Source organism: Streptomyces sp. NPDC052496, assembly GCF_040679095.1.
In the GTDB taxonomy this organism is placed as follows: Bacteria; Actinomycetota; Actinomycetes; order Streptomycetales; family Streptomycetaceae; genus Streptomyces.
The window spans coordinates 152,690-175,075 of record NZ_JBFAUH010000021.1 but is presented as its reverse complement, the minus strand read 5'-3'; the positions used below and the strand labels follow the sequence as shown (position 1 = coordinate 175,075).

The 22,386-nt window shown below is 71.2% G+C and carries 20 protein-coding genes; 8 read left to right on the top strand and 12 right to left on the bottom strand.

Annotated elements, in window-relative coordinates; all coding sequences use genetic code 11:
* The first annotated feature begins 186 nt into the window (after positions 1-186).
* Positions 187-903 (top strand): LuxR C-terminal-related transcriptional regulator, encoded by a 717-nt coding sequence (locus tag AB0L45_RS26760; RefSeq protein ID WP_365844167.1) that lies wholly within the window; start codon positions 187-189, stop codon positions 901-903.
* A 10-nt stretch (positions 904-913) separates the two neighbouring features.
* Here the strand turns inward: AB0L45_RS26760 and AB0L45_RS26755 are convergent, their stop codons facing one another.
* Complete coding sequence (locus AB0L45_RS26755) at positions 914-1,210, bottom strand: hypothetical protein (RefSeq protein ID WP_365844164.1); 297 nt, start codon at positions 1,208-1,210, stop codon at positions 914-916.
* Between the two features lie 30 nt (positions 1,211-1,240).
* The gene (locus tag AB0L45_RS26750) at positions 1,241-2,911 is read right to left on the bottom strand and encodes a sodium:solute symporter family protein (protein ID WP_365844162.1); all 1,671 of its coding nucleotides are present in this window, start codon (positions 2,909-2,911) and stop codon (positions 1,241-1,243) included.
* 246 nt (positions 2,912-3,157) lie between these two features.
* On the opposite strand from AB0L45_RS26750, the gene galT reads away from it, so the two are divergent.
* From galT to AB0L45_RS26730, 4 genes are all read left to right on the top strand, one after another.
* Positions 3,158-4,204 carry a galactose-1-phosphate uridylyltransferase gene (gene galT / locus AB0L45_RS26745; protein WP_365844160.1) on the top strand — a complete coding sequence of 349 codons (1,047 nt, stop codon included), beginning with the start codon at positions 3,158-3,160 and terminating at the stop codon, positions 4,202-4,204.
* Positions 4,201-5,172 (top strand): UDP-glucose 4-epimerase GalE, encoded by a 972-nt coding sequence (gene galE, locus AB0L45_RS26740; RefSeq protein WP_365844158.1) that lies wholly within the window; start codon positions 4,201-4,203, stop codon positions 5,170-5,172. The genes galT and galE overlap by 4 nt, the downstream gene beginning before the upstream one ends.
* Positions 5,169-6,413, top strand: coding sequence for a galactokinase (galK, locus tag AB0L45_RS26735; RefSeq protein WP_365844156.1), 1,245 nt, complete (start codon positions 5,169-5,171; stop codon positions 6,411-6,413). Before galE ends, galK begins: the two co-directional genes overlap by 4 nt.
* A 330-nt stretch (positions 6,414-6,743) precedes the next feature.
* A complete protein-coding gene (locus tag AB0L45_RS26730) occupies positions 6,744-7,523 on the top strand; it encodes a response regulator transcription factor (RefSeq protein WP_365844154.1) in 780 nt (259 codons plus the stop codon).
* Between the two features lie 51 nt (positions 7,524-7,574).
* On the opposite strand, the gene AB0L45_RS26725 is transcribed toward AB0L45_RS26730, so the two are convergent.
* The 3 genes from AB0L45_RS26725 to AB0L45_RS26715 all read right to left on the bottom strand — a co-directional run bounded on the left by AB0L45_RS26725 (position 7,575) and on the right by AB0L45_RS26715 (position 11,376).
* Positions 7,575-9,698 carry a beta-galactosidase gene (locus AB0L45_RS26725; protein ID WP_365844152.1) on the bottom strand — a complete coding sequence of 708 codons (2,124 nt, stop codon included), beginning with the start codon at positions 9,696-9,698 and terminating at the stop codon, positions 7,575-7,577.
* Positions 9,699-9,871: 173 nt separating this feature from the next.
* Positions 9,872-10,741 (bottom strand): SDR family oxidoreductase, encoded by an 870-nt coding sequence (locus AB0L45_RS26720; RefSeq protein ID WP_365844150.1) that lies wholly within the window; start codon positions 10,739-10,741, stop codon positions 9,872-9,874.
* A gap of 137 nt (positions 10,742-10,878) precedes the next feature.
* Entirely contained in the window at positions 10,879-11,376 is a 498-nt protein-coding gene (locus AB0L45_RS26715) for a MarR family transcriptional regulator (protein ID WP_031006950.1), read from the bottom strand.
* Between the two features lie 144 nt (positions 11,377-11,520).
* On the opposite strand from AB0L45_RS26715, the gene AB0L45_RS26710 reads away from it, so the two are divergent.
* Together AB0L45_RS26710 and AB0L45_RS26705 are read left to right on the top strand one after the other, a co-directional pair.
* Positions 11,521-12,339, top strand: coding sequence for a trans-aconitate 2-methyltransferase (locus tag AB0L45_RS26710; protein ID WP_365844148.1), 819 nt, complete (start codon positions 11,521-11,523; stop codon positions 12,337-12,339).
* A gap of 15 nt (positions 12,340-12,354) precedes the next feature.
* On the top strand, positions 12,355-12,711 hold the full coding sequence (locus AB0L45_RS26705; RefSeq protein ID WP_365844146.1) for a VOC family protein: 357 nt from the start codon (positions 12,355-12,357) through the stop codon (positions 12,709-12,711).
* A gap of 18 nt (positions 12,712-12,729) precedes the next feature.
* Here AB0L45_RS26705 and AB0L45_RS26700 read toward each other — a convergent pair whose 3' ends face one another.
* From AB0L45_RS26700 to AB0L45_RS26670, 7 genes are all read right to left on the bottom strand, one after another.
* Positions 12,730-13,362: a hypothetical protein gene (locus AB0L45_RS26700; RefSeq protein WP_365844144.1), complete on the bottom strand. Its 633-nt coding sequence runs from the start codon at positions 13,360-13,362 to the stop codon at positions 12,730-12,732.
* A 54-nt stretch (positions 13,363-13,416) separates the two neighbouring features.
* Positions 13,417-14,034 (bottom strand): hypothetical protein, encoded by a 618-nt coding sequence (locus AB0L45_RS26695; RefSeq protein ID WP_365844142.1) that lies wholly within the window; start codon positions 14,032-14,034, stop codon positions 13,417-13,419.
* A 214-nt stretch (positions 14,035-14,248) separates the two neighbouring features.
* The gene (locus tag AB0L45_RS26690) at positions 14,249-15,394 is read right to left on the bottom strand and encodes a hypothetical protein (protein ID WP_365844139.1); all 1,146 of its coding nucleotides are present in this window, start codon (positions 15,392-15,394) and stop codon (positions 14,249-14,251) included.
* 18 nt (positions 15,395-15,412) lie between these two features.
* Positions 15,413-16,663: a putative T7SS-secreted protein gene (locus tag AB0L45_RS26685; protein ID WP_365844137.1), complete on the bottom strand. Its 1,251-nt coding sequence runs from the start codon at positions 16,661-16,663 to the stop codon at positions 15,413-15,415.
* 45 nt (positions 16,664-16,708) lie between these two features.
* Entirely contained in the window at positions 16,709-16,999 is a 291-nt protein-coding gene (locus tag AB0L45_RS26680; RefSeq protein WP_365844135.1) for a hypothetical protein, read from the bottom strand.
* Between the two features lie 428 nt (positions 17,000-17,427).
* Positions 17,428-18,114 (bottom strand): TetR/AcrR family transcriptional regulator, encoded by a 687-nt coding sequence (locus AB0L45_RS26675; RefSeq protein WP_365844132.1) that lies wholly within the window; start codon positions 18,112-18,114, stop codon positions 17,428-17,430.
* Between the two features lie 25 nt (positions 18,115-18,139).
* Complete coding sequence (locus AB0L45_RS26670; RefSeq protein ID WP_365844130.1) at positions 18,140-19,129, bottom strand: fatty acid desaturase; 990 nt, start codon at positions 19,127-19,129, stop codon at positions 18,140-18,142.
* Positions 19,130-19,633: 504 nt separating this feature from the next.
* On the opposite strand from AB0L45_RS26670, the gene ppc reads away from it, so the two are divergent.
* Positions 19,634-22,321, top strand: a complete 2,688-nt coding sequence (ppc, locus tag AB0L45_RS26665; protein ID WP_365844210.1) for a phosphoenolpyruvate carboxylase — start codon at positions 19,634-19,636, stop codon at positions 22,319-22,321.
* Positions 22,322-22,386: the final 65 nt, after the last annotated feature.

The following is a 22,386-nucleotide window of genomic DNA, read 5'->3' as shown; positions in this document are numbered from 1 at the left end:
TCTCCTGTCACATTCGGCCGGGAAAGCGGGCCTGACTCAACCTGATTGGCCGGGATTTCAGCGTTGCGGCAGGCTTCTTCCCCTGAGGGGGCGCGCAATGTCGAACAAGCGTGTAGCTTCCGGGGGCAAGGGGCCTGGCGAGGGCCGGGGGGCTGGGCTCGCCGGGGAATTTGGGGGGTTGCTGCAATGGGCGTGCGGCTGATGGTGGTCGACGATCACCGACTGCTCGCCGAGGCACTCGCCTCGGCCTTGAAACTGCGCGGGCACCGCGTGCTCGCGGCGGCCGCCCCGAGCGCCGGGGCGGCGGACCTGGTGGTGAGCCGTGCGCCCGAAGTGTGCCTGCTGGGCACGGCGGCACCGGCCGAGCCGGGCGCCTTCGACCCGGTCGTGCGCATCAAGAAGGAGCGGCCGCAGGTCGCGGTGGTGGTGCTCGGTCCGGTGCCCAACCCGCGCGGCATCGCCGCCGCGTTCGCCGCGGGCGCTTCGGGCTACGTACGGCACGACGAGCGGATCGAGGGCGTGGAACGCGCCATGATGAAGGCGCGGGCGGGCGAGGCGGCGATCGCGCCGCAGTTGCTCCAGCAAGCCTTCGAGGAGCTGCTGCATCCGGCCGCGCAGCCCGACGACGAGGGCGCCCGGCTGCTGCAGATGCTCACTCCGCGCGAGGTGGAGGTGCTGGTGCGGGTCGCGGAGGGCGAGGACACCCGGCTGATCGCGGCGGGCATGGGCATCGCGCCGAGCACCGCCCGTACGCATGTGCAGCGGGTCCTGATGAAGCTGGGCGTGGGCTCGCGGCTGGAGGCGGCGGCGCTGGCGGCGCGGACCGGGCTGCTGGACCGGGCGGCGACCCGGGGCGCGGGCGCGCGGGAGGCGGCGGGGGCCGAGGTGGTTCCGCCGCCGTGACGGGCGCCGGTCAGCCGGTCTCTTCCTGGAGGGCCGCCAGTTCCTCGGCGGTCGGCGGCACGGCCGGGCGGAGCTTGAGCCAGGCCAGGAAGAACAGGCCGAGCAGCAGCATGCCCAGACCCGTCCAGAGATTGATGTTGATGTCCTCGGCCTTCTTCAGGTCAGCGTCGCTGACGGTGAACCCGGCGATCATGACGATGACGCCGTAGAGCGTGAACAGGCCGCCGATGATGAGGCGGATGTCGAAGAGCCGGGCGGCCGTCGCCGACCTGCGTTCGAGGTCGATCTCGTGCTGGTAGTCACTCATGGTGCTGGTTCCTCCGGCTGGAGCGGTGCGTCAGAAGGAGTACGGGACGTAGCAGAGCGCGGCGAGGATGATCGCGCCCCAGCCGAGCAGGGCCGGCTTGCGGTACCAGGCGTCGTCGCCCTCGGCGGGCGGCTCGTCCAGGCCGGGGGACCGGGTGCCGTAGACCAGGCCGGCCAGTTCCGCCTCGGGCTTGGGCTTCGTGAACAGGGTGACGGCGACCATCACCACGGCGCCGACGACGAAGGCGACGATCGCGGAGACGAAGTTGGCGCCCTGGTCGGTGGGGATGGCGATGATGCCTTGTTTGTAGATCCAGAAGTAGTTGACCATCGCGGCGGTGGTGCCCGCGACCAGGCCCCACACACCGGACTTCATGGACGCCCGCTTCCAGAACATGCCGATGATGAACACCACGAACATCGGCACGTTGAAGAACGAGAACAGCGTCTGGAGGTAGCCCATGATGTTGTTGAAGCTGGCGGCCAGGAAGGCCGTACCGATGCTGCACAGCACGCCGACGGCGGTGACCAGCCGGCCGAACCGCAGGTAGTAACGGTCCTCTCGGCCGGGCCGCACGTACTTCGCCCAGATGTCGGAGGTGAAGACGGTGTTGAACGACGAGACGTTGGCGGCCATGCCCGCCATGAAGGCGGCCAGCAGACCGGTGACCGCGATGCCGAGCACGCCGTTGGGCAGCAGGTCCCGCATCAGCAGCGGAATGGCGTCGTTGTAGGTCAGGTCCGAGCCCTCCTGGCCGATGCGCGGGACGACCACCGCGGCGACCAGGCCGGGGATCATCACCAGGAAGGCGATGAACATCTTCGGGTACGCGGCGATCAGCGGGGTGCGCTGCGCGGCCGAGAGGTTCTTGGCGGACAGGGCCCGCTGCACCTCGGCGAAGTTGGTGGTCCAGTAGCCGAAGGAGAGCACGAAGCCCAGGCCGAGGATGATGGTCAGCCAGTTGGCGCCGAGCGCGTTGGGCTCACCGATGCCGGTGCCGTCCCAGGCCGTCAGGAAGCTGTGCCCGTGGCTCTTCTCCAGCGACGAGGTCAGCCCGTCCCAGCCGCCGACCCGCTTGAGGCCGATGACGCAGATCGGGATGAGCGCGGCCAGGATCACGAAGAACTGGAGCACCTCGTTGTAGATCGCCGAGGACAGGCCGCCGACGGTGATGTACGCGAGGACGAACAGCCCGGCGACGACGATGGCGACCCACTGCGGCCAGCCCAGCAGCGCTTCCACCACGATCGACAGGGCGTAGAGGTTGACGCCCGCGATGAGGATGGCGGCGAAGGCGAACAGCACCGAGCTGAGCAGGTGCGCCGACTTGTCGAAGCGCTGGAGCAGGAACTCCGGTACGGAGCGGACCCGCGAGCCGTAGTAGAACGGCATCATCACCAGGCCGAGGAACACCATGGCGGGGATGGCGCCGATCCAGTACCAGTGCACGACGGCGACGCCGTACTGCGCGCCGGTGGCGGCCATGCCGAGGATCTCGGTGGCGCCGAGGTTGGCCGCGACGAAGGCCAGGCCGGTGACCCAGGCGGGCAGCGACCGCCCGGACAGGAAGAAGTCCAGGCTGGTCTTCACGCTGCGCCGGGCGGCGAAGCCGATGCCGAGGACGACGGCGAAGTAGATGGCCAGAATCGCGTAGTCGAGTCCGTTGGTGGGCAGCCGTAGCCCTGCGGCCGAGGTGATCATGGGAGCACTCACTTCTCTGTGCGTGATGAACGCACAGGAACCTACGCGCGGTCCTTCAGAAACTGAAGACTTTTGTTCGTTCTCGTGGTGCGATCGTGACCGGGGTGGGTACTTTGTGGGGAAATCTCCGGGCGCCGGTCCGGCGAGGATCCGGCTGGGGCCCGGCGTTGACGGGGTTGTTTAGTTGTGCTTCATTGTGTGTGTTTGTGTTTGATGGGTGTGACGGTGTGCCCGAGGAGTGCCCCAGTGAAGAAGACGATGACCCGGCTCGCCGACGGCCGGGAGCTCATCTACTACGACCTGCGCGACGACGTGGTGCGTGACGACACCGACCGCCGCCCGCTCGACCCGGTCTCCACCGCCTCCGAGATCCGCCACGACCGCCTCCTCGGCGACGCGGTCGCCGTCGCCTCGCACCGCCAGGGCCGTACGTACCACCCGCCGGCCGACGCCTGCCCGCTCTGCCCCTCCCGCGACGGCCACGCCACCGAGATCCCCGCCGCGGATTACGACGTCGCCGTCTTCGAGAACCGTTTCCCCTCCCTGGCCGGCGACAACGGGCGCTGCGAGGTCGTCTGCTTCACCTCCGACCACGACGCCTCCTTCGCCGACCTCACCGAGGAACAGGCCGCGCTCGTCCTGGAAGCCTGGACCGACCGCACCGCCGAACTCTCCCAACTGCCCGGTGTCCGACAGGTGTTCTGCTTCGAGAACCGCGGCGCGGAGATCGGCGTCACCCTCGGCCACCCGCACGGCCAGATCTACGCGTACCCCTTCACCACCCCGCGCACCGAGCGGATGCTGGCCTCGCTGGCCGCTCACCGCGAGACGACCGGCGGCCGCAACCTCTTCGACGACGTCCTCGCCGACGAGCGCGCCGACGGCCGCCGGATCGTGCTGGACACCGAGCACTGGACCGCTTTCGTCCCGTACGCCGCCCACTGGCCGTACGAGGTGCACCTGTACCCCAAGCACCGCGTCCCCGACCTGCTCGCCCTCGGCGACGCCGCGCGCACAGAGTTCCCACAGGTCTATCTGGAAGTCTTGCGGCGCTTCGACCGGATCTTCGGCCCCGGAGAGCCGCCGACCCCGTACATCGCCGCCTGGCACCAGGCGCCGCTGGACGCCGCCGACCGCGGTGAGTTCGCGCTCCATCTGGAGCTTTTCACCGTCCGCCGCACTTCCGGCAAGCTGAAGTTCCTCGCGGGTTCCGAATCCGGCATGAACGTGTTCATCAACGACGTGCCGCCGGAGGCTGCGGCCGAGCGACTGCGAGAGGTAGCGAGCGAGTGAGCAACAAGTACCTGGTCACCGGCGGTGCGGGATACGTGGGCAGCGTCGTGGCGGCCCACCTGGTCGAGGCCGGGCACACCGTCACGGTCCTCGACGACCTGTCCACCGGCCACCGCGAAGGCGTCCCGGCCGGCACCCGCTTCATCGAGGGCCGCGTCCAGGACGCCGCCCGCCACCTGGACCCCTCCTACGACGCGGTGCTGCACTTCGCCGCCTTCTCCCAGGTCGGCGAGTCCGTCACCGACCCCGAGAAGTACTGGCGCAACAACGTCGGCGGCACCATGGACCTGCTCGCCGCGATGCGCGGCGCCGGCGTACGCACCCTGGTCTTCTCCTCCACCGCCGCCACCTACGGCGAGCCCGAGCGCACCCCGATCACCGAGTCCGCGCCCACCGCGCCCACCAGCCCGTACGGCGCCTCCAAGCTCGCTGTCGACCACATGATCGCGGGCGAGTGCGCCGCGCACGGCCTGGCCGCCGTCTCGCTGCGCTACTTCAACGTCGCGGGCGCCTACGGGGACTGCGGCGAGCGCCACGACCCCGAGTCGCACCTGATCCCGCTCGTCCTCCAGGTCGCCCAGGGCAAGCGGGAGGCCATCTCCGTCTACGGAGACGACTACCCGACGCCCGACGGCACCTGCGTACGCGACTACATCCACGTCGCCGACCTGGCGGAGGCGCATCTGCTCGCCCTCAAGGCCGCGGCGCCCGGCGAACACCTCATCTGCAACCTCGGCAACGGCAACGGCTTCTCCGTCCGCGAGGTCATCGAGACCGTCCGCAAGGTCACCGGCCACCCCGTACCCGAGATCACCGCGGGCCGCCGCGGCGGCGACCCCGCCGTCCTGGTCGCCTCCGCGCAGACCGCGACCGACCGGCTCGGCTGGCGCCCCAGCCGTACAGGCCTGGCCGACATCGTCGCCGACGCCTGGGAGTTCGCCCGGCGCAGGGAGGCCGGCACCCCGTGACGGACACCAGCAGCCCGGCCGCGGACCAGGAACAGCGCGCCCGGCACACCGCCGCCCGCTTCCGCGAGGTGTACGGCACCGAGCCCACCGGAGTGTGGGCGGCGCCCGGCCGCGTCAACCTGATCGGCGAACACACCGACTACAACGACGGCTTCGTGATGCCGCTGGCCCTGCCGCACACCACCCTCGCCGCCGCCGCGCCCCGCACCGACGGCGTCCTGCGGGTGCACTCCGGCGACAGCGGCGGCGACGGCCAGATCGCCGAACTGCGCCTGGACGCCCTGCGCCCGGCCTCCGACGGCGGCTGGGCGGGCTACCCGGCCGGCATCGCCTGGGCGCTGCGCGAGGCCGGACTGCCCGTCGGCGGCGCCGACCTGCACTACGACAGCACCGTCCCGGTCGGCGCCGGACTGTCCTCCTCGGCCGCCCTGGAGGTCGTCACCGCGCTCGCCCTCGACGACCTGTACGGCCTCGGCCTGACCCGGCAGCGCCTCGCCCGGCTCGCGCAGCGCGCCGAGAACGCCTTCGTCGGCGTGCCCTGCGGCATCATGGACCAGACCGCCGCCGCCTGCTGCACCGAAGGCCACGCGCTGTTCCTGGACACCCGCGACCTCTCGCAGCGGCAGGTCCCGTTCGATTTGGCGGGGGAGGGGCTGCGGCTCCTGGTCGTGGACACCCGGGTGAAACACGAGCTGGGGGACGGCGCGTACGCACAGCGCCGCGCCATGTGCGAGCGCGGTGCGCGGGCGCTCGGCGTACGCGCGCTGCGCGAGGTGCGGTACGCGCACCTGCCGGAGGCACTGGACAGACTGGCGGCGCAGGGGGACGCGCGGGGCGACGGACCGGGGGACACGCCCGGTGCCGGCGGACCCGGCGTACGGGCCGTCGTACGGCACGTCGTCACCGAGAACCGGCGCGTCGAGGACGTCATCGCCCGCCTGGACGCCGGCGAGACCCGCGCCATCGGCCCGCTGCTGACCGCCGGACACGCCTCGCTGCGCGACGACTTCCAGGTCTCCTGCGCCGAACTGGACCTCGCCGTCGAGACGGCGTGCGCGGCGGGCGCGCTCGGGGCCCGGATGACGGGCGGCGGGTTCGGCGGCTCGGCCGTCGTCCTGGCCGAGGAGGCCGGCGCGGACACTGTCGCCGCCCGCGTCACCGAGGCGTTCGCGGCGGCCGGCCACACGGCGCCACGGATCTTTCCGGCCGTTCCGAGCGCGGGGGCCCGGCGGCTGGTGTGAGGCGCGGGGCGGGGGCGGGACCGGCGTACGGGCCCGCCCCCGCCGATCGGATTCGGACGAACCTTGTCGACTTGCGCCCCTCGACGGCTGCTGAGCCTCACCCTGAACACTTGGGCCGGGCAGTTTTGCCAATAGCCTTCCGTTGCCGCACCCCGTCCGTACTCTGAGTCCCAGCACCGGTGGGGGCCGGTGCTGATCAGGGGGCGAGACAGTCGGGTACGACGCCCGGGGTGGGGTGATCACGCGGCACGGCGGCGGCCGTGCGGCTGCGTCGGCCTATGTCCCGGGCGCCGTGCCCACTTGGTCCGTTCCCCGAGACAGGGGGTCTCAGTGCAACGCATCCGGGTTCTGGTGGTCGACGACCACCGCATCTTCGCCGAGTCCCTGGCGGCCGCGCTCGCGGCCGAACAGGACGTGGACGTGGCCGCGGCCGGCAGCGGACCGGCGGCCCTGCGCAGCCTGGAACGGGCGGCCACGGACGGCCGGCGCTTCGACGTGATGCTCATCGACGCCGACCTCGGCACCGTGACGGCGCCGCTGGCGTCCGTACCGGACCGGCCCGCGCCGGGCCGCGACGGCACCTCGGACGGCGGCCCGCTGGACGGCATCTCGCTGGTCGCGGGCGTCCGTACGGCGTATCCGTACGTCCGTACCGTCGTGCTCGCCGAGAAGGACGACCCGCGCCGGGCCGCCTTCGCCCTTCAAGCGGGCGCCGGCGGCTGGGTCGCCAAGGACTGCTCGCTCTCCCGCCTGCTCGCCGTCATCCGCGGCGTGCTGCGCGACGAGACGCACCTGCCGCCCGCGCTGCTCACCGGCGTGCTGCGGGAGCTGACGGCGGCGCGCAAGCACCGTACGGAGAGCGAGCGGCTGGTGGAGTCGCTGACGCCGCGCGAGCGCGAGGTGCTGCGCTGCATGGTGGCGGGGCTGGGCCGCAAGGCGGTCGCCGAGCGGCTGTTCCTGTCCCCGCACACCGTCCGTACGCACATGCAGAACGTGCTCGGCAAGCTGGGCGTCCACTCCACGCTCGCCGCCGTCGCGCTGGCCCGGCGGGCCGGCGTGGGGCCGGTGGAGCTGGAACCGGCCACGGCCGCGGCGCCCGCGCTGACCTGAGACGCGGCGCGGGACCACCCCGCGCCGCGCCCGGCACCGGCCGCTCCCCGGTCAGCCGCCCTCGGGCACCGCCCCGTGCAGGTCCTGCAGCACGGCCACACCACGGGCCGGCAGCCCTATCCGGTAGGTGTGCCGCGCCCGCTCCCCACGCGTCCCGGCGAGCGCGTCGGCCATCGGGCAGGGCAGCGCGATGTCGGCTGCCCGCGCGCCGTGGTTGAGCAGGAACAGGAAGCGCCCGCCGGCGCCCTCCCGGACGGTGGCCTGCACCCCTTCGGGCAGCCCGGCCAGCACCGGCCGCACGCCCGCCGCCGCCCGTACGCCGTCCATCAGGGCGCGCATCAGCGCCGGTTCGAGGCGGGTGCCGACGTAGGTCACCGTGCCCGCGCCGTAGCCGTGCCGGGTGACGGCCGGACCGCCCGCCAGGTCGCCGTCCGTGAACTCCGCGACGGGCTCGGCGCCTTCGAGGCGGACCGCCTCCGTCCACAGGTCCGCCGTACCGGCGGGCAGCTCCCAGGCGCCTGCCGCCGCGCCCTTCGGCCGTGCGCCGGCCGGGCCGCCCCGTACGCCCGCCGGGGCCCGTACGCCCGCCGGGCCCCGTACCCCTGTGACGCCCCGCACCCCCACCGTCGCGCCCTCGTCCAGCGGCCAGAACTCCTCCACCCGCAGTCCCAGCAGCGACCGCAGCGGCCCCGGACAGCCACCCGGATGCACCCGGTCGCAGTCGTCCACGACCCCCGAGAAGAACGACACCACCAGGTGACCGCCGCCCCGCACGTACGTCGCCAGGCGCTGGGCGACCGGCTCCGTCAGCAGGTACAGGTTGGGCACCACGACCAGCCGGTATCCGGACAGGGCGCCTTCCGGCGGCACCACGTCGCACGCCACTCCCGCCTCGAACAGCGGCCGGTAGTGCCCGATCGCCAGCTCCGGCAGCCGCAGCGCCGTCGACGGATGCGAGTCCAGCTCCAGGGCCCGCCAGCTGTCCCAGTCCGTCACCAGCGCCACCGTCGGCCGTACCACCCGCGTCCCCGCGAGCTCCGGTACGGACGCCAGCTCCCGCCCCAGGTCGCACACCTCGCGGAAGGTCCGGGTGTCCGTACCGGCGTGCGGCACCATCGCCGAGTGGAACTTCTCCGCGCCGCCGCGCGACTGCCGCCACTGGAAGTACAGGACGGCGTCCGCGCCCTGCGCGACCGCCTGCCAGCTCCACAGACGCATCGCACCCGGCGGTTTGGGGCCGTTACGGGCCCGCCAGTTGACCGCGCCGGGCGCCTGCTCCAGCAGCAGCCAGGGCTGCCCGCCGCGCGCGGAGCGCATCAGGTCGAAGGTGTACGCCGCCTTCAGGTGCGTCTCCGCGTCGAACGGGTCCTGGTAGAAGTCCAGCGCCATCGCGTCCATGTCCCTCGACCACGCGAAGGCGTCCACCGGCTTGTGGAACGGCATCAGGTTCGTGGTCACCGGCAGGCCGGGCGCCAGCCGCGCCAGCACCTTCCGCTCCGCCAGATAGCAGTCGCGCAGCGCGTCGTCGCTGAAGCGCAGGTAGTCCAGCTGGTGGGCCGGGTTGGGGAAGGTGGGCGCGGTACGCGGCGGCAGCACCTCCTCGAAGTCCGTGTACGCCTGCGACCAGAAAGCCGTCGACCAGGCGTCGTTGAGGTGCGCCACACTCCCGTACCGCGCGCGCAGCCAGCGCCGGAAGTCCGCGGCGGACACGTCGCAGAAGCACTGGCGGGTGTGGCAGCCGTACTCGTTGCCGACGTGCCACAGGGCCAGCGCCGGGTGGGCGGCGTAGCGGGCGGCGAGCCGCTCGACGAGGCGGACCGCGTGGTCGCGGTAGACCGGGCTGGACGGACAGTAGTGCTGCCGCCCGCCGGGCCAGCGGCGCTGCCCGTCCGGGCCCTGCGGCAGCACCTCCGGGTGCGCGCGGGTGAGCCACGGCGGCGGTGAGGCGGTCATGGTGGCCAGGCACACGCGGATCCCCGCGCCGCCGAGGCCGTCCATGACGCGGTCGAACCAGTCGAAGTCGTACGCACCGGGCCGGGGCTCGGCCTTCGCCCACGAGAAGATGCCGGCGGTGACCATGGTGACGTGGGCCTGCTTCATGAGGCTCAGGTCCTCTTCCCACACCTCCTCGGGCCACTGCTCGGGGTTGTAGTCCGCACCGAAATGGATGCCCATCGGGGTTCCCTTGGTCGCGACGTGTACCGGCACGAGCTGCGGGCGGCGCGGCCGACGGTACGGGCGGCCGCCCGTAGCACCATGATTCCCGCCGACGGGTGCCGCACCGCGCACATCCGGCCGCGTCGGGGGGCGCGCCCGTCAGCCGTGTCGCCCCGCGATTGCGCGGGTGCTCAGGACGACGCCTTCCGTACGCTCCAGCCGCCGTCCACCACCAGGTCCGTCCCCGTCACGTACGACGCGTCGTCGGACAGCAGGAACGCGACGGCCGCGGCCACTTCCTCCGGGCGCCCCAGCCGCCCCGCCGCGGTCGCCTCGGCGCTGGCCCGCCGGTCCGCCTCGCCGACGGCCTCCCAGGCGGCCGTCAGCACCGGCCCCGGCAGGACGCAGTTCACCCGCACCGCGGGCCCGTACTCGACCGCCAGCTGGCGCGCCAGCCCGGTCAGCCCGGCCTTGGACGCGGCGTACGCGGGACGTCCCGGCAGCCCGAAGTGCGCCTGCACCGACGAGGTGAGCACCACCGCGCCGCGCCGCTCCCGCAGGTCCGCCAGTACGGCCCGCACGCCCAGGAAGGCCCCGGTCAGGTTCACCGCCAGCTGCCGGTCCCAGTCCGCCGGCGCGGCCACGTCGGCGGGCGCGTGCGGCCCTTGCAGGGCGGCGTTGCCGACCAGCGCGTCCACCGGCCCGTACCGCTGCCGCGCGGCGTGCGCGGCCCGCTGCCAGTGGTCCTCGCGCGCCACGTCGCAGTGCTCGTACGAGGCCCGGCCGCCGAGGGCGCGGATACGGCGGGCGGTGCGCTCGCCGCGCTCGTCGTCGATGTCCAGGAGCAGCACCTGGGCGCCCTCGGCCGCCAGCCGGTCCGCGGTCGCCGCGCCGATCCCGGTGGCGGCGCCGGTCACCAGGACCGTACGGCCGGTGAACCGCGAACCGTCCGGCGCGCCCGAAGGCCGCCGGCGCCCGGCCCGCCCGTACGCCTCTTGCTGTCCGTGCTGTCCGTGCTGTGCGTGCTGCCCCTGCTGACCCCGCGGGCCGTGCTGGCTCATGGTCGCGATCCAAGCCCAACGGGCGGGGGCGCGGCAAGGGGACCTGGTGGGCGGGGCGAAGGGGTGCCGCGTGGGGCGGGGGAGATGCCGCGCTGGGCGTCCGTGCAGGCCGCCGGCGACCGCTCCGTACGCGCCCGTCAGCCCGGCGTGTTGTCGAACGGCGCCGTCAACTGCCGCAGCAACCCGGCCAGTTCGCCGCGCTGCTGAGGGGACAGCTCGGCCAGGATCGCGCGCTCCTGCGTGAGCAGCCCGGCCAGCGACTCGTCGGCCGCCTCGCGCCCCTCCGGCGTCAGCCGCACCAGCACCCCGCGCCGGTCGCTGGGGTCGGGCAGCCGCTCGACCAGGCCCTTCTTGGCGAGCCGGTCGATGCGGTTGGTCATCGTGCCGGAGGTGACCAGGGTCTGGGTGAGCAGGGCGCCGGGGGAGAGCTGGTACGGGGCCCCCGCGCGGCGCAGCGCGGTGAGCACGTCGAACTCCCAGGGCTCCAGACCGACCTCGGAGAAGGCGAGGCGGCGCGCGCGGTCGAGGTGTCTGGCCAGCCTGCTGATGCGGCTGAGGACCTCAAGCGGTTCCACGTCGAGGTCCGGGCGCTCCCGGCGCCATGCTGCGACCAGTCGGTCGACCTCGTCCTCCATGTCGATCAGTGTAGTTGGTCTGTCGATGTGAAGTCTCTTGACGTCAAGATATATTTGCGTGGACTATTGGGCATCGTCGGCGGTGGGCTCACGCCGCGCTCGCGTGGCCTGTACCAACCCTGTATCAGCCGAAGGGGTTCGAACATGCACGTCGCACCAACCTGGGATCCGCAGCAGTACCTGCGCCACGCCGGACACCGCACGCGCCCGTTCCACGATCTGCTCGCCCGCATACCCGAGCTGCCCAACCGCAACCGGCCCGCCCGCATCGCCGACCTCGGCTGCGGACCCGGCAACGTCACCGTCCAGCTCGCCGACCGCTGGCCCGACGCGCACATCACCGGCCTGGACAGCTCCGCGGACATGCTCAAGGAGGCCGAACTGTACGCCGGGCCCACCCCCGGCGGCGGCCACCTCGACTTCGGCCCCGCCGACGCCACGCACTGGCGGCCGGAAGAACCGTTCGATCTGATCGTCTCCAACGCGGCGCTCCAGTGGGTACCCAACCACCCCGAATCCCTCCCCGCCTGGATCGACGGCCTGACCCCCGGCGGCACCCTCGCCTTCCAGGTCCCCGGGAACTTCACCGCGCCCAGTCACGCACTGCTCGGCGAACTCTGCGACGAGCCCCAATGGCGCGCCCGCCTCGCCGACCACGGCCGCCGCTTCGTCCACATCCTCGACCCCGCCGGCTACCTGGAACGCCTCACCGCGCTCGGCTGCGCGGTGGACGCCTGGGAGACCACCTACGTCCAGCTCCTCCAGGGCGAGGACCCGGTCCTCGACTGGGTCAAGGGCACCGCCCTGCGCCCCGTACTGACCGCCCTGGAGGACGACCCGGCGGCCCGTGACGAGTTCCTCTCCCAATACCGCGACCTGCTCCGCAAGTCCTACCGACCCGGCCCGCACGGCACCGTCTTCCCGTTCCGCCGCATCTTCGTGGTGGCCCACAAGGAACGCTGACCCCGAGGGGAAGCCATGATCACCGGCCTCGACCACGTCCAGCTCGCCGCACCGCCCGGCAGCGAATCCGTCCTGCGAGACTTTTACGGGGGCGTCCTCGGGCTGCGGGAGATTCCGAAGCCTTCCGCGCTCGCCGGTCGCGGGGGATGTTGGTTCGAGGCCGGTCCCACCACCCAGCTCCACCTCGGCATCGACCCCGTATTCCACCCGTCCCCCACATCCCACCCCGCCTTCCGCGTCACCGACATCCACACCCATGCCGCCCGCCTCACCGCCCACGGCACCCCCGTGACCTGGGACGACAACCTCCCAGGCCACCACCGCTGCTACGCGCGCGACCCCGTAGGAAACCGACTGGAATTCCTGGAATGAGCCGGAAAACCCCTGTCTTTACGGAATCGGTTCCTCATGACCGAGCGTCCCCGGAAAACACCTCATGAAATCGGCATCCCCGGGAACGAACAGAGTCCCCCACGACCCGTCACGAAACCCGAACTGCATCTCGTTCTTCGGCTCGTGCCGCCGGGTCCACACCAAAACGTCATGCGGGAAAGACGCACCCAGCTCAACGGCCTCACCCAGCCCGCCCCGGACGCGCCGGTACTGCACATAGACGAAACGCATACACACATCGGTGACGGCCACGACGGCAGCCGCCCCGGTCTTGGACTGCGGCTGGCCCGCGATCAGGAACTGCCCGGCCAGACTGTCCCACCCGCCGAAGAACGAATCCCTGTTCTTCTGCCGCTTCCCCCGCAGCGAAGGCCCCTCGACGGCGACGCCGCGCTGCTGAGCAGGCACATCGGTGGTGAACACACGAAAAAACCGGGAAACGAACCGCGACCAGCCGTCCCCCGCCTCCTCCTGCCCCACCAGCACCCTGGGCCGCCGCGAGTCCGGCGCACTGCTGCTCCCGTCCCTGCTCCGGCTGAACGCCAACGAGCGCGAGACCTCGAATCCCGCTGTCAGCTTCTCGCCCGGCGGCAGAACGGAAAGAACCTTCTGCTCAAGCTCAGGTGTCATGACGGCCAACTCCTCACACAATCCGTTCAACAATCTCCGGCGGCAGACGCGAGCTCAGGGAATGGGCACCAGATGGCTGAGAGTCCCGGGAAATGCCTTGAGGAAATCTTCCTCCGGCGCGACCGTGACCGTTCCCCAGGACCCGTCCGTGAACCCGAACTGCACGTCCAGGCTCGTGTCCCTGCGGCGCGTCCAGGCCAGGACGTCACGGGAGAAGCACGCCCCCCACTCGACCGTGTCGCCGAGGCGTCCGGTCAGACGCCGACTGGGCACATACACGAAGCGCACTTGCCGGTCGGTGAGCACCACGGCAGTCACCAGCCCCGCACGGGAGCGAGGCTGTGCCGCCGCCAGCCACTGCCCGGCCAGACTGTCCCACCCGCCGAAGAACGAGGCGTTCCGCTCCTGCCGCTCCGGACGCCCGGCGGGATCCTCGACGCTCTCCCGGGTCGACGGCGACCCCACATCGTTGACCGCCCCCTTGAAGAAGCCCGAGAGAAGGGCACCCCACAGACCACCCTCCCCGGCCAGCACCCGCGGCCGACGCTGAGCCGGCACGTCGCAACTCACCGCGTCCCGGCCGGTGGCCGCCCGCATGACGCTGAACCCGCCCACGAACCGCTCACCCCGGGGCAGGGCCGCAACAATCTTCTCTTCCAGATCGGGCCACATGACTCAGTTCTCCTCACGGGGCCGCTCGCGGCCGTTCTCGGTGGGCGACAGGGGGCTGTCTACGGAAAAGGGACCTTTTCGGTGAGCGAGCCGGGGAAGAAACGACGGAAATGCCCTGCGTCCGGCCCATCCGTCTCCTTGGACGGGCGCCGCATCCGACCGTACGACGGGCCGTTTCGCCTGCGGCGCATCGCACCTTTCCCGGACGGACACCTCAGCCGAAAAGGGAATCCGACGCTACCGAGATGCGTTCGCACGCCGAAGAAACTTCGACGGAAAAAGTGCCGCTCGCGGCATCGGCAGTGAGAGTGAAGGAATACCCTGAGGACCGCTCGGCCGCGGCCTCCCCGGCCCGGGCCCGCAAGCCCGCGCCGTGGTCGGCCGGCTCGACCTGCCAGCCCTGCGAGGAAAAGGCGGAGTCGATGCGGGAGAGCGCGGAAGCCAGGTCCGCAGGAGGCACGTCCTCCAGGCGCCAACCGTGCCGAGCCGAACACGCCGAGCGCAGTCCCTTGCTCCAGCACGCCTCACAGGTGACCGAGGTGGTCTGCTCGCCACCGACCATACGAGCACGCAGCGCGACGGCGTCCAGCAGACGGCTGGAATGCCAGAACAGCTCCTGCTGCACTGCCGCGTCCGGCTCGGCCGCCGCCACCGGTGCGCTCTGCCGCATGGCCCGGTAGTCCTCGATCTCCTGGTCGGTTCCCCAGTCGACGGTCTTGAGGATTTCGGCGAAGAGTTCGGAATGCAGCTCCCAGGCTTCCGGGGACGGGCAGTCGAGGCTGAAGACGAGCATGTCCCGGGTTCCGGGAAGGGGGATGTACACCTGGATCTGTGACTGCTGGACCGGCAGCTCCTGGCCGGTGGGCGACCACTCACCGTTGATGAGGAAAGCCATGGAGCCGATACGGGTCAGGGCGGGCCCGCACGGCAGCTCGACGGTCCGGTACTCGTCGTCCGGGTGCTTGCGTTCCAACAGCTCCCGGGTGACACGCAGCAGTTCCTCGTCGTCCGTGCTGTCGTGCTCGACCTGGCTGACCATGATGGTGGAGGCCGAGGGACGCTCGTCCACGTCCAGGAAGCACAGCCCGGCGTAGATGACGTCGGCCTCGATCATCGCTTCCAGCTGGGCGCCGATCCCCAGCGCGAACCGGTACTGGTCCTCCGCCGAGTGCTCCGGCATCAGTTCGGTGGCCAGTGCGTGCAGGCGTTCGGCCGCGGCGTCGGCGTCCGGGGCGTCGACCGGCAGCTCGTGGACGAACGGCGGCATGATCCAGCCGATGTGCAACCGTGAGCGAGGCCGGACCGGACTCGGTGCCATCTGGTCGCTCGTGCTTTCCGGCGGTGCCGGTGCCTGTGACATGCGTGCGTTCCCTCGTTGTCAGGCCGCGAGAGTCTGGTGGAACTTCGCTCCGGAGGCCGCCTGTTCCTGTCCGGACGGGCGGTGGTCCTGCCCGTGGAGGAACGAACCGCCCTTGATGCCGAGCTGAATGCCGTGAATAGCGCCGTCGGAGAGCTGTACTCCCCCGAACGCCTTGCCCAGCCCGGCGTTGATCATCTTCATGCTGGAAGGCTTGGCCAGGCCGTCGTTGATGCCGGCGGGAGTCTCCCTGAGAATGTTCTTGACGTTGCCCAGGCCCTTCACCGCGCCCCCCACCTTCGTGCCCAACTTGGCCGCGGCCCCCGCTTCCTTGAAGCCGGCGGTCGCGACCTTGATCGCGCCACCGAACCCGGGGAGCACGCCGAGAGCGTCCAGGCCGATCTTCCAGCCCGGCGTGCCGTTGCCGCGGGCGTTGCCCATCCAGTGGCCTGCCATCGCACCGGCCGCACACACAACCGACGCGCCACCCAGAAGGGCGGACGCCGCCTGACCGACCACGGGGATCACGTTGACCGCCAGCGCGGCGGCCGCCAGGCCCGCGGAGATGTTGGACAGCAGATCCGCATGCTCCACCAACCAGTCCTTGAACCCCCGCCACGCGCTCTTGAGGCCGTCGATGGCGCGGTTCCACCAGTGGATGTCCGGCGGGTGGTTCTCCGAGGCCTTGAGGATGGCGCGTTCGGCCTCGCCGGCGCGGTCCTTCCACTGGGCGTGGATGCGTTCCGCCTCGCGGACCAGCTCGTCGAGCTTGTCCTGGGAGGTGTTGGCCTTGTCGCGGGCCGCGTCCATCGTGTCGTCGATCTTCTTGGCCTCGGCCGCTTCCATCGGCCGGCCGAAGTACGGCTGGTACTTGCGGTACAGCTCGTTGAAGTGCTCGCGGTCGGCGTCCGCCTGCTTGCGGGCCGGGGCGGCCTCCGCCTCGATCTTTCCGGCCTTGTCCTGGAAGGACTGGAGGTGGGTGTGCCAGCCGCGCAGCGCCTTCGCGCAGTCGTGCATGGACTCGCTGCCCTGCTTGAGGTACTTGGGCAGTTCGCCGAGCTTCTTGGCGAAGTTCTGCGCCGCCTCGCCCTCCCACGCGCCGTCGCTCTTGCCGACGGACTTGAGCAGCTGGTCGAGCTCGTCGAGTTCGTCACCGACGGATTTGACGTCGGACGCCAGCGCCTGGATCGCGTGCAGGTCTCCCTTGGCCGGATTGAAGCCGACGCCGGGCCACGCCGAGTCGTCCTCGATGAACATGCTTCGCCAGGACATGCGATTCCCCCTGGGTGAAAGATTCGGTACAGGCCGGTCGGGCGGCTACTTGCCGCTGAGCATCTTGCGGTTTTCCTCTTCACCGGCTTTGTAGGCGTCCAGCGTCGCCTTGAGGCGTTCGTGGATGTCCTTGGCGGCGTCCGCGATGCGCTTGATGCCGTCGCCCCACTGGCCCTGGAACTCGTCGCAGGCGTCGTCCAGGCCGTCGGTCCCCAGCGCCTTCGGGCCCACCTTGTTCAGGCGCTTCTGGGCGTCCCGCATGCGGTCGTCGGCGTCCGAGAGCTTGGTGAGCATCTTCTCTACGCGCGCGACGTCGATCCGGAAGTCATTCGCCATGTCGCGGTCTCTCCCCCGTGGAGTGCAGCTGTTTCAGCCGGGTCTTTTCCTGAATGCCGTAGGGAGAGGTTACGGCGTCCGCGTGGCGGATATCGAGGCGGGGCGGGGGAGATGCTGTACAGGAAAGCGAGGTGATGGTAGCGCGTGGTGGTATGTGATCTGGTTATAGGAAAGCAAAGGAAATGGAAATAGTGACGCGCATGGCGTGAGGAAATCAGCTGACTTTATGGAGAGTGTTGGCGAGTGTCGCGCGAAGGGGGGAATGGGGTATTTGGAGGAGAGTGATCGGGTTGCCGCGCCATGCGGCGGACCGGGGCCGCGAGTGCCTGCGGAGGCATGCGGAGATGCGCGCAGGGCTGTCCACGGGTTGCGGGGAGGAGCGGGGCCGGCGCGAGCGGGGCCGGCGGAGAGGGCGCCGTGCCGTGTGCTCAGGAGCGGCGGTGGCCTATCAGGCGGGGCTTGGGTTCGAGGCCGTCGAGGCCGTGCCAGGCGAGGTTGACCAGGTGGGCGGCCACCTCGGGCTTCTTGGGTTTGCGGACGTCGAGCCACCACTGCCCGGTGAGGGCGACCATGCCGACCAGGGCCTGGGCGTACAGGGGCGCCAGTTTCGGGTCGAAGCCGCGGGCCTTGAACTCCAGGCCGAGGATGTCTTCGACCTGGGTGGCGATGTCGCTGATCAGGGACGCGAAGGTGCCGGTGGACTGGGCCACGGGGGAGTCGCGGACCAGGATGCGGAAGCCGTCGGTGTAGGTCTCGATGTAGTCCAGGAGGGCGAACGCGGCCTGTTCGAGGAGTTCGCGGGGGTGGCCGGCGGTCAGGGCACCGGTGACCATGTCCAGCAGCTGGCGCATCTCGCGGTCCACCACGACCGCGTACAGCCCTTCCTTGCCGCCGAAGTGCTCGTAGACGACCGGTTTGGAGACACCGGCCTTGGCGGCGATCTCCTCGACCGAGGTGCCCTCGAAGCCGCGCTCCGCGAACAGGGCGCGACCGATGTCGAGCAGCTGCTCACGGCGCTGGGCGCCCGTCATCCGCACCCTGCGGGTGCGTCGGGTGCCCGCGCCGGAGGGGGCCTTGCCCTGATTGTCGTTCACGCTGCTGCCGTCGATCGCCACCCGTCCATCATGCCTTCCCCGGCCGTCACCGCCCGGCCGCCCCGCTCGCGGCCTCGTCCAGGCGCTTGGCGTCCAGACGCGAGGCGTTCGGCCAGCGCACGTCGTACGCCCAGCCGGCCTTCTCGAACCAGCGGATCAGGCGCGCGCTGGAGTCGAGCTGCCCCTTCATGACGCCGTGCCGCGCGCACGTCGGGTCGGCGTGGTGCAGGTTGTGCCAGGACTCACCGCAGGAGAGCACCGCCAGCCACCAGACGTTGCCGGAGCGGTCGCGGGACCTGAACGGGCGCTTGCCGACCGCGTGGCAGATGGAGTTGATGGACCACGTGACGTGGTGCAGCAGGCCGACACGGACCAGGGAGCCCCAGAAGAACGCGGTGGCCGCGCCCTGCCAGGACCACGTGACCAGACCGCCGATCAGGGGCGGGGTGAGCAGGGAGACGACCGTCCACAGGACGAACTGGCGGGAGACGCGGCGGATCGCGTCGTCCTTGATCAGGTCGGGCGCGTACTTGTGCTGCGGAGTCTGCTCCTCGTCGAACATCCAGCCGATGTGTGCCCACCACAGGCCCTTCATGAGCGCCGGCACCGTCTCGCCGTACCGCCAGGGGGAGTGCGGGTCGCCCTCGGCGTCGGAGTACTTGTGGTGCTTGCGGTGGTCGGCCACCCAGCGCACCAGCGGCCCCTCGACCGCCATCGAACCCATGATCGCCAGCGCGATCCGCAGCGGGCGCTTCGCCTTGAAGGCGCCGTGGGTGAAGTAACGGTGGAAGCCGATGGTGATGCCGTGGCAGCCGATGAAGTACATCGCCGCCATCAGCGCCAGGTCGAGCCAGCTGACCCCCCAGCCCCAGGCCAGCGGCACCGCGGCCACCAGCGCCACGAAGGGCAGGGTGATGAACAGCAGCAGGGTGATCTGTTCGACCGAGCGTTTGCTGTCGCTGCCGAGCGTCGCGGACGGCAGCGGGGTTCCGGCGGGTTTGGCAGTCTCTTCGATCACTTCGGGGCTAGCGGTCATGTGGTGTCCCTCGTCGGGGGCTCGGGGGCACGGTTACGGCTACGGGACCGTAACCTACGGTCTCGTAAGTATGGCAGCGGCACCCGCACGGACAAGGGTCCGACAGGTCGGTAACGGGTGACCGAATTGCGGCAGAACACGGCAGGGAAGCGGTAAAGAAGCCGTGCAAGTTCCGTCACACCTGGACGACGACCAGGTGTGAGCGTCACCCGGATCAGGTAGGTGCCCACAGAACGGACAGGGAGATCCGCCGACGCCGCGGAGACCTATCCTGGGGAACGTCGGACAGCGCGGTCCGCGAACCGCCCCCAGCAGCCGCCGGGGGCACCCCCGGCACCCGCCGGGGAGCACCCCTGCCAGCGCCCGGACGTGCTCAGATCACGAAGATCACTGCAAGGAGCCGCACCTGTGAGCAGTGCCGACATCACCCCCGCCGCGAACGACGAGCCCACCGGCGCCACCCCCGCCCCGGCCGCCGCCGACGCCGTACGCGACAACGGGGCCCTGCGCGCCGACATCCGCCGCCTCGGCGACCTCCTCGGCGAGACCCTCGTCCGCCAGGAAGGCCAGGAGCTGCTGGACCTCGTCGAACAGGTCCGCGCCCTGACCCGCTCCGACGGCGAGGCCGCCGCCCGGCTCCTCGGCGAGACCGACCTGGCCACCGCCGCCAAGCTGGTCCGCGCCTTCTCCACCTACTTCCACCTCGCCAACGTCACCGAGCAGGTCCACCGCGGCCGCGAACTGCGCGCCCGGCGCGCCGCCGAAGGCGGCATCCTCGCCCGCACCGCCGACATGCTCAAGGACGCCGACCCCGAGCACCTGCGCGCCACCGCCGCCAACCTCGGCGTACGGCCCGTCTTCACCGCCCACCCCACCGAAGCCGCCCGCCGCTCCGTCCTCACCAAGCTCCGCAAGGTCGCCGAACTCCTCGACCGCACGGACACCACCGAACGCCGCCGCGCCGACCTGCGCCTCGCCGAGAACATCGACCTCATCTGGCAGACCGACGAGCTGCGCGTCGCCCGCCCGGAGCCCACCGACGAGGCCCGCAACGCCATCTACTACCTCGACGAACTCGGCCGCGGCGCCGTCGGCGACGTCCTCGAAGACCTCGCCGCCGAACTGGAACGTGCCGGCGCCCAGCTCCCGCCCGGCACCCGCCCCCTGACCTTCGGCACCTGGATCGGCGGCGACCGCGACGGCAACCCCAACGTCACCCCGCAGGTCACCTGGGACGTCCTGATCCTCCAGCACGAACACGGCATCACCGACGCCCTCGAACACATCGACGAGCTGCGCGGCGCCCTGTCCAACTCCATCCGCAACTGCGGCGCCACCGACGAACTCCTCGCCTCCCTCCAGCAGGACCTCGACGCGCTCCCCGAGATCAGCCCCCGCTACAAGCGGCTGAACGCCGAGGAGCCGTACCGCCTCAAGGCCACCTGTATCCGCCAGAAGCTCGTCAACACCCGCGAACGCCTGGCCAACGACACCCCCCACGTCCCCGGCCGCGACTACCTCGGCACCGAGGGACTCATCGAGGACCTCACCCTCATCCAGACCTCCCTGCGCGAGCACCGCGGCGGCCTCGTCGCCGACGGCCGCCTGGAACGCACGATCCGTACGATCTCCGCCTTCGGCCTCCAGCTCGCCACCATGGACGTCCGCGAACACGCCGACGCCCACCACCACGCCCTCGGCCAGCTCTTCGACCGCCTCGGCGAGGAATCCTGGCGCTACACCGACATGCCGCGCGACTACCGCCGCAAGCTCCTCGCCAAGGAACTGCGCTCGCGCCGCCCCCTCGCCCCCAGCCCCGCCCCCCTCGACGAGGCCGGCGCCAAGACCCTCGGCGTCTTCCGCACCATCCTCAAGGCCAAGGAGACCTTCGGCCCCGAGGTCGTCGAGTCCTACATCATCTCCATGTGCCAGGGCTCCGACGACGTCTTCGCCGCCACCGTCCTGGCCCGCGAGGCCGGCCTCATCGACCTGCACGCCGGCTGGGCCAAGATCGGCATCGTGCCGCTCCTGGAGACCACCGACGAGCTGAAGATCGCCGACCAGCTGCTGGACGAGATGCTCGCCGACCCCTCCTACCGGCGCCTGGTCGCCCTGCGCGGCGACGTCCAGGAGGTCATGCTCGGCTACTCCGACTCCTCCAAGTTCGGCGGCATCACCACCAGCCAGTGGGAGATCCACCGCGCCCAGCGCCTGCTGCGCGACGTCGCCCACCGGCACGGCGTACGCCTGCGCCTCTTCCACGGCCGCGGCGGCACCGTCGGCCGCGGCGGCGGCCCCTCCCACGACGCGATCCTCGCCCAGCCCTACGGCACCCTCGAAGGCGAGATCAAGGTCACCGAACAGGGCGAGGTCATCTCCGACAAGTACCTGGTCCCCTCCCTCGCCCGGGAGAACCTGGAACTCACCGTCGCCGCCACCCTCCAGGCCTCCGCGCTGCACACCGCGCCCCGCCAGTCCGACGAGGCGCTCGCCCGCTGGGACGCCGCCATGGAGACCGTCTCCGACGCCGCCCACGGCGCGTACCGGCGGCTCGTCGAGGACCCCGACCTGCCCGCGTACTTCTTCGCGTCCACGCCGGTCGACCAGCTCGCCGAACTCCACCTCGGCTCCCGGCCCTCCCGCCGGCCCGACTCCGGCGCCGGCCTCGACGGGCTGCGCGCCATCCCGTGGGTCTTCGGCTGGACCCAGTCCCGGCAGATCGTCCCCGGCTGGTACGGCGTCGGTACGGGCCTGAAGGCCGCCCGCGAGGCCGGACTCGACGTCGTCCTCGACGAGATGCACGAGCACTGGCACTTCTTCCGCAACTTCCTGTCCAACGTCGAGATGACGCTGGCCAAGACCGACCTGCGGATCGCCCGGCACTACGTCGACACCCTCGTGCCCGACGAGCTCAAGCACGTCTTCGACACGATCAAGGCCGAGCACGAACTGACCGTGCAGGAAGTCCTGCGGATCACGGGCGAGACGGAACTGCTCGACTCCAACCCCGTGCTGAAGCAGACGTTCCACATCCGGGACGCGTACCTGGACCCGATCTCGTACCTCCAGGTCACCCTGCTCCACCGGCAGCGGGCCGCGGCGGAACGCGGGGAAGAGGCCGATCCGGTACTGGCACGGGCGCTGCTGCTCACGGTCAATGGGGTGGCGGCGGGGCTGCGCAACACGGGGTGACCTGGCGGTCGGCCGGGTGGGGGGCCGGCTGCTGCGCGCCGGGTCGGCTTTGTCCTCAAGCGCCG

Excerpts from the sequence above, each read along its gene's own strand:
- AB0L45_RS26750 (WP_365844162.1), bottom strand. The coding sequence starts at position 2,911 with ATGATCACCTCGGCCGCAGGGCTACGGCTGCCCACCAACGGACTCGAC.
- AB0L45_RS26715 (WP_031006950.1), bottom strand. The coding sequence starts at position 11,376 with ATGGAGGACGAGGTCGACCGACTGGTCGCAGCATGGCGCCGGGAGCGC.
- AB0L45_RS26710 (WP_365844148.1), top strand. The coding sequence starts at position 11,521 with ATGCACGTCGCACCAACCTGGGATCCGCAGCAGTACCTGCGCCACGCC.
- AB0L45_RS26680 (WP_365844135.1), bottom strand. The coding sequence starts at position 16,999 with ATGGCGAATGACTTCCGGATCGACGTCGCGCGCGTAGAGAAGATGCTC.
- AB0L45_RS26705 (WP_365844146.1), top strand. The coding sequence starts at position 12,355 with ATGATCACCGGCCTCGACCACGTCCAGCTCGCCGCACCGCCCGGCAGC.
- AB0L45_RS26755 (WP_365844164.1), bottom strand. The coding sequence starts at position 1,210 with ATGAGTGACTACCAGCACGAGATCGACCTCGAACGCAGGTCGGCGACG.
- AB0L45_RS26700 (WP_365844144.1), bottom strand. The coding sequence starts at position 13,362 with ATGACACCTGAGCTTGAGCAGAAGGTTCTTTCCGTTCTGCCGCCGGGC.
- AB0L45_RS26685 (WP_365844137.1), bottom strand. The coding sequence starts at position 16,663 with ATGTCCTGGCGAAGCATGTTCATCGAGGACGACTCGGCGTGGCCCGGC.
- AB0L45_RS26690 (WP_365844139.1), bottom strand. The coding sequence starts at position 15,394 with ATGTCACAGGCACCGGCACCGCCGGAAAGCACGAGCGACCAGATGGCA.
- AB0L45_RS26670 (WP_365844130.1), bottom strand. The coding sequence starts at position 19,129 with ATGACCGCTAGCCCCGAAGTGATCGAAGAGACTGCCAAACCCGCCGGA.
- AB0L45_RS26725 (WP_365844152.1), bottom strand. The coding sequence starts at position 9,698 with ATGGGCATCCATTTCGGTGCGGACTACAACCCCGAGCAGTGGCCCGAG.
- AB0L45_RS26720 (WP_365844150.1), bottom strand. The coding sequence starts at position 10,741 with ATGAGCCAGCACGGCCCGCGGGGTCAGCAGGGGCAGCACGCACAGCAC.
- AB0L45_RS26695 (WP_365844142.1), bottom strand. The coding sequence starts at position 14,034 with ATGTGGCCCGATCTGGAAGAGAAGATTGTTGCGGCCCTGCCCCGGGGT.
- AB0L45_RS26760 (WP_365844167.1), top strand. The coding sequence starts at position 187 with ATGGGCGTGCGGCTGATGGTGGTCGACGATCACCGACTGCTCGCCGAG.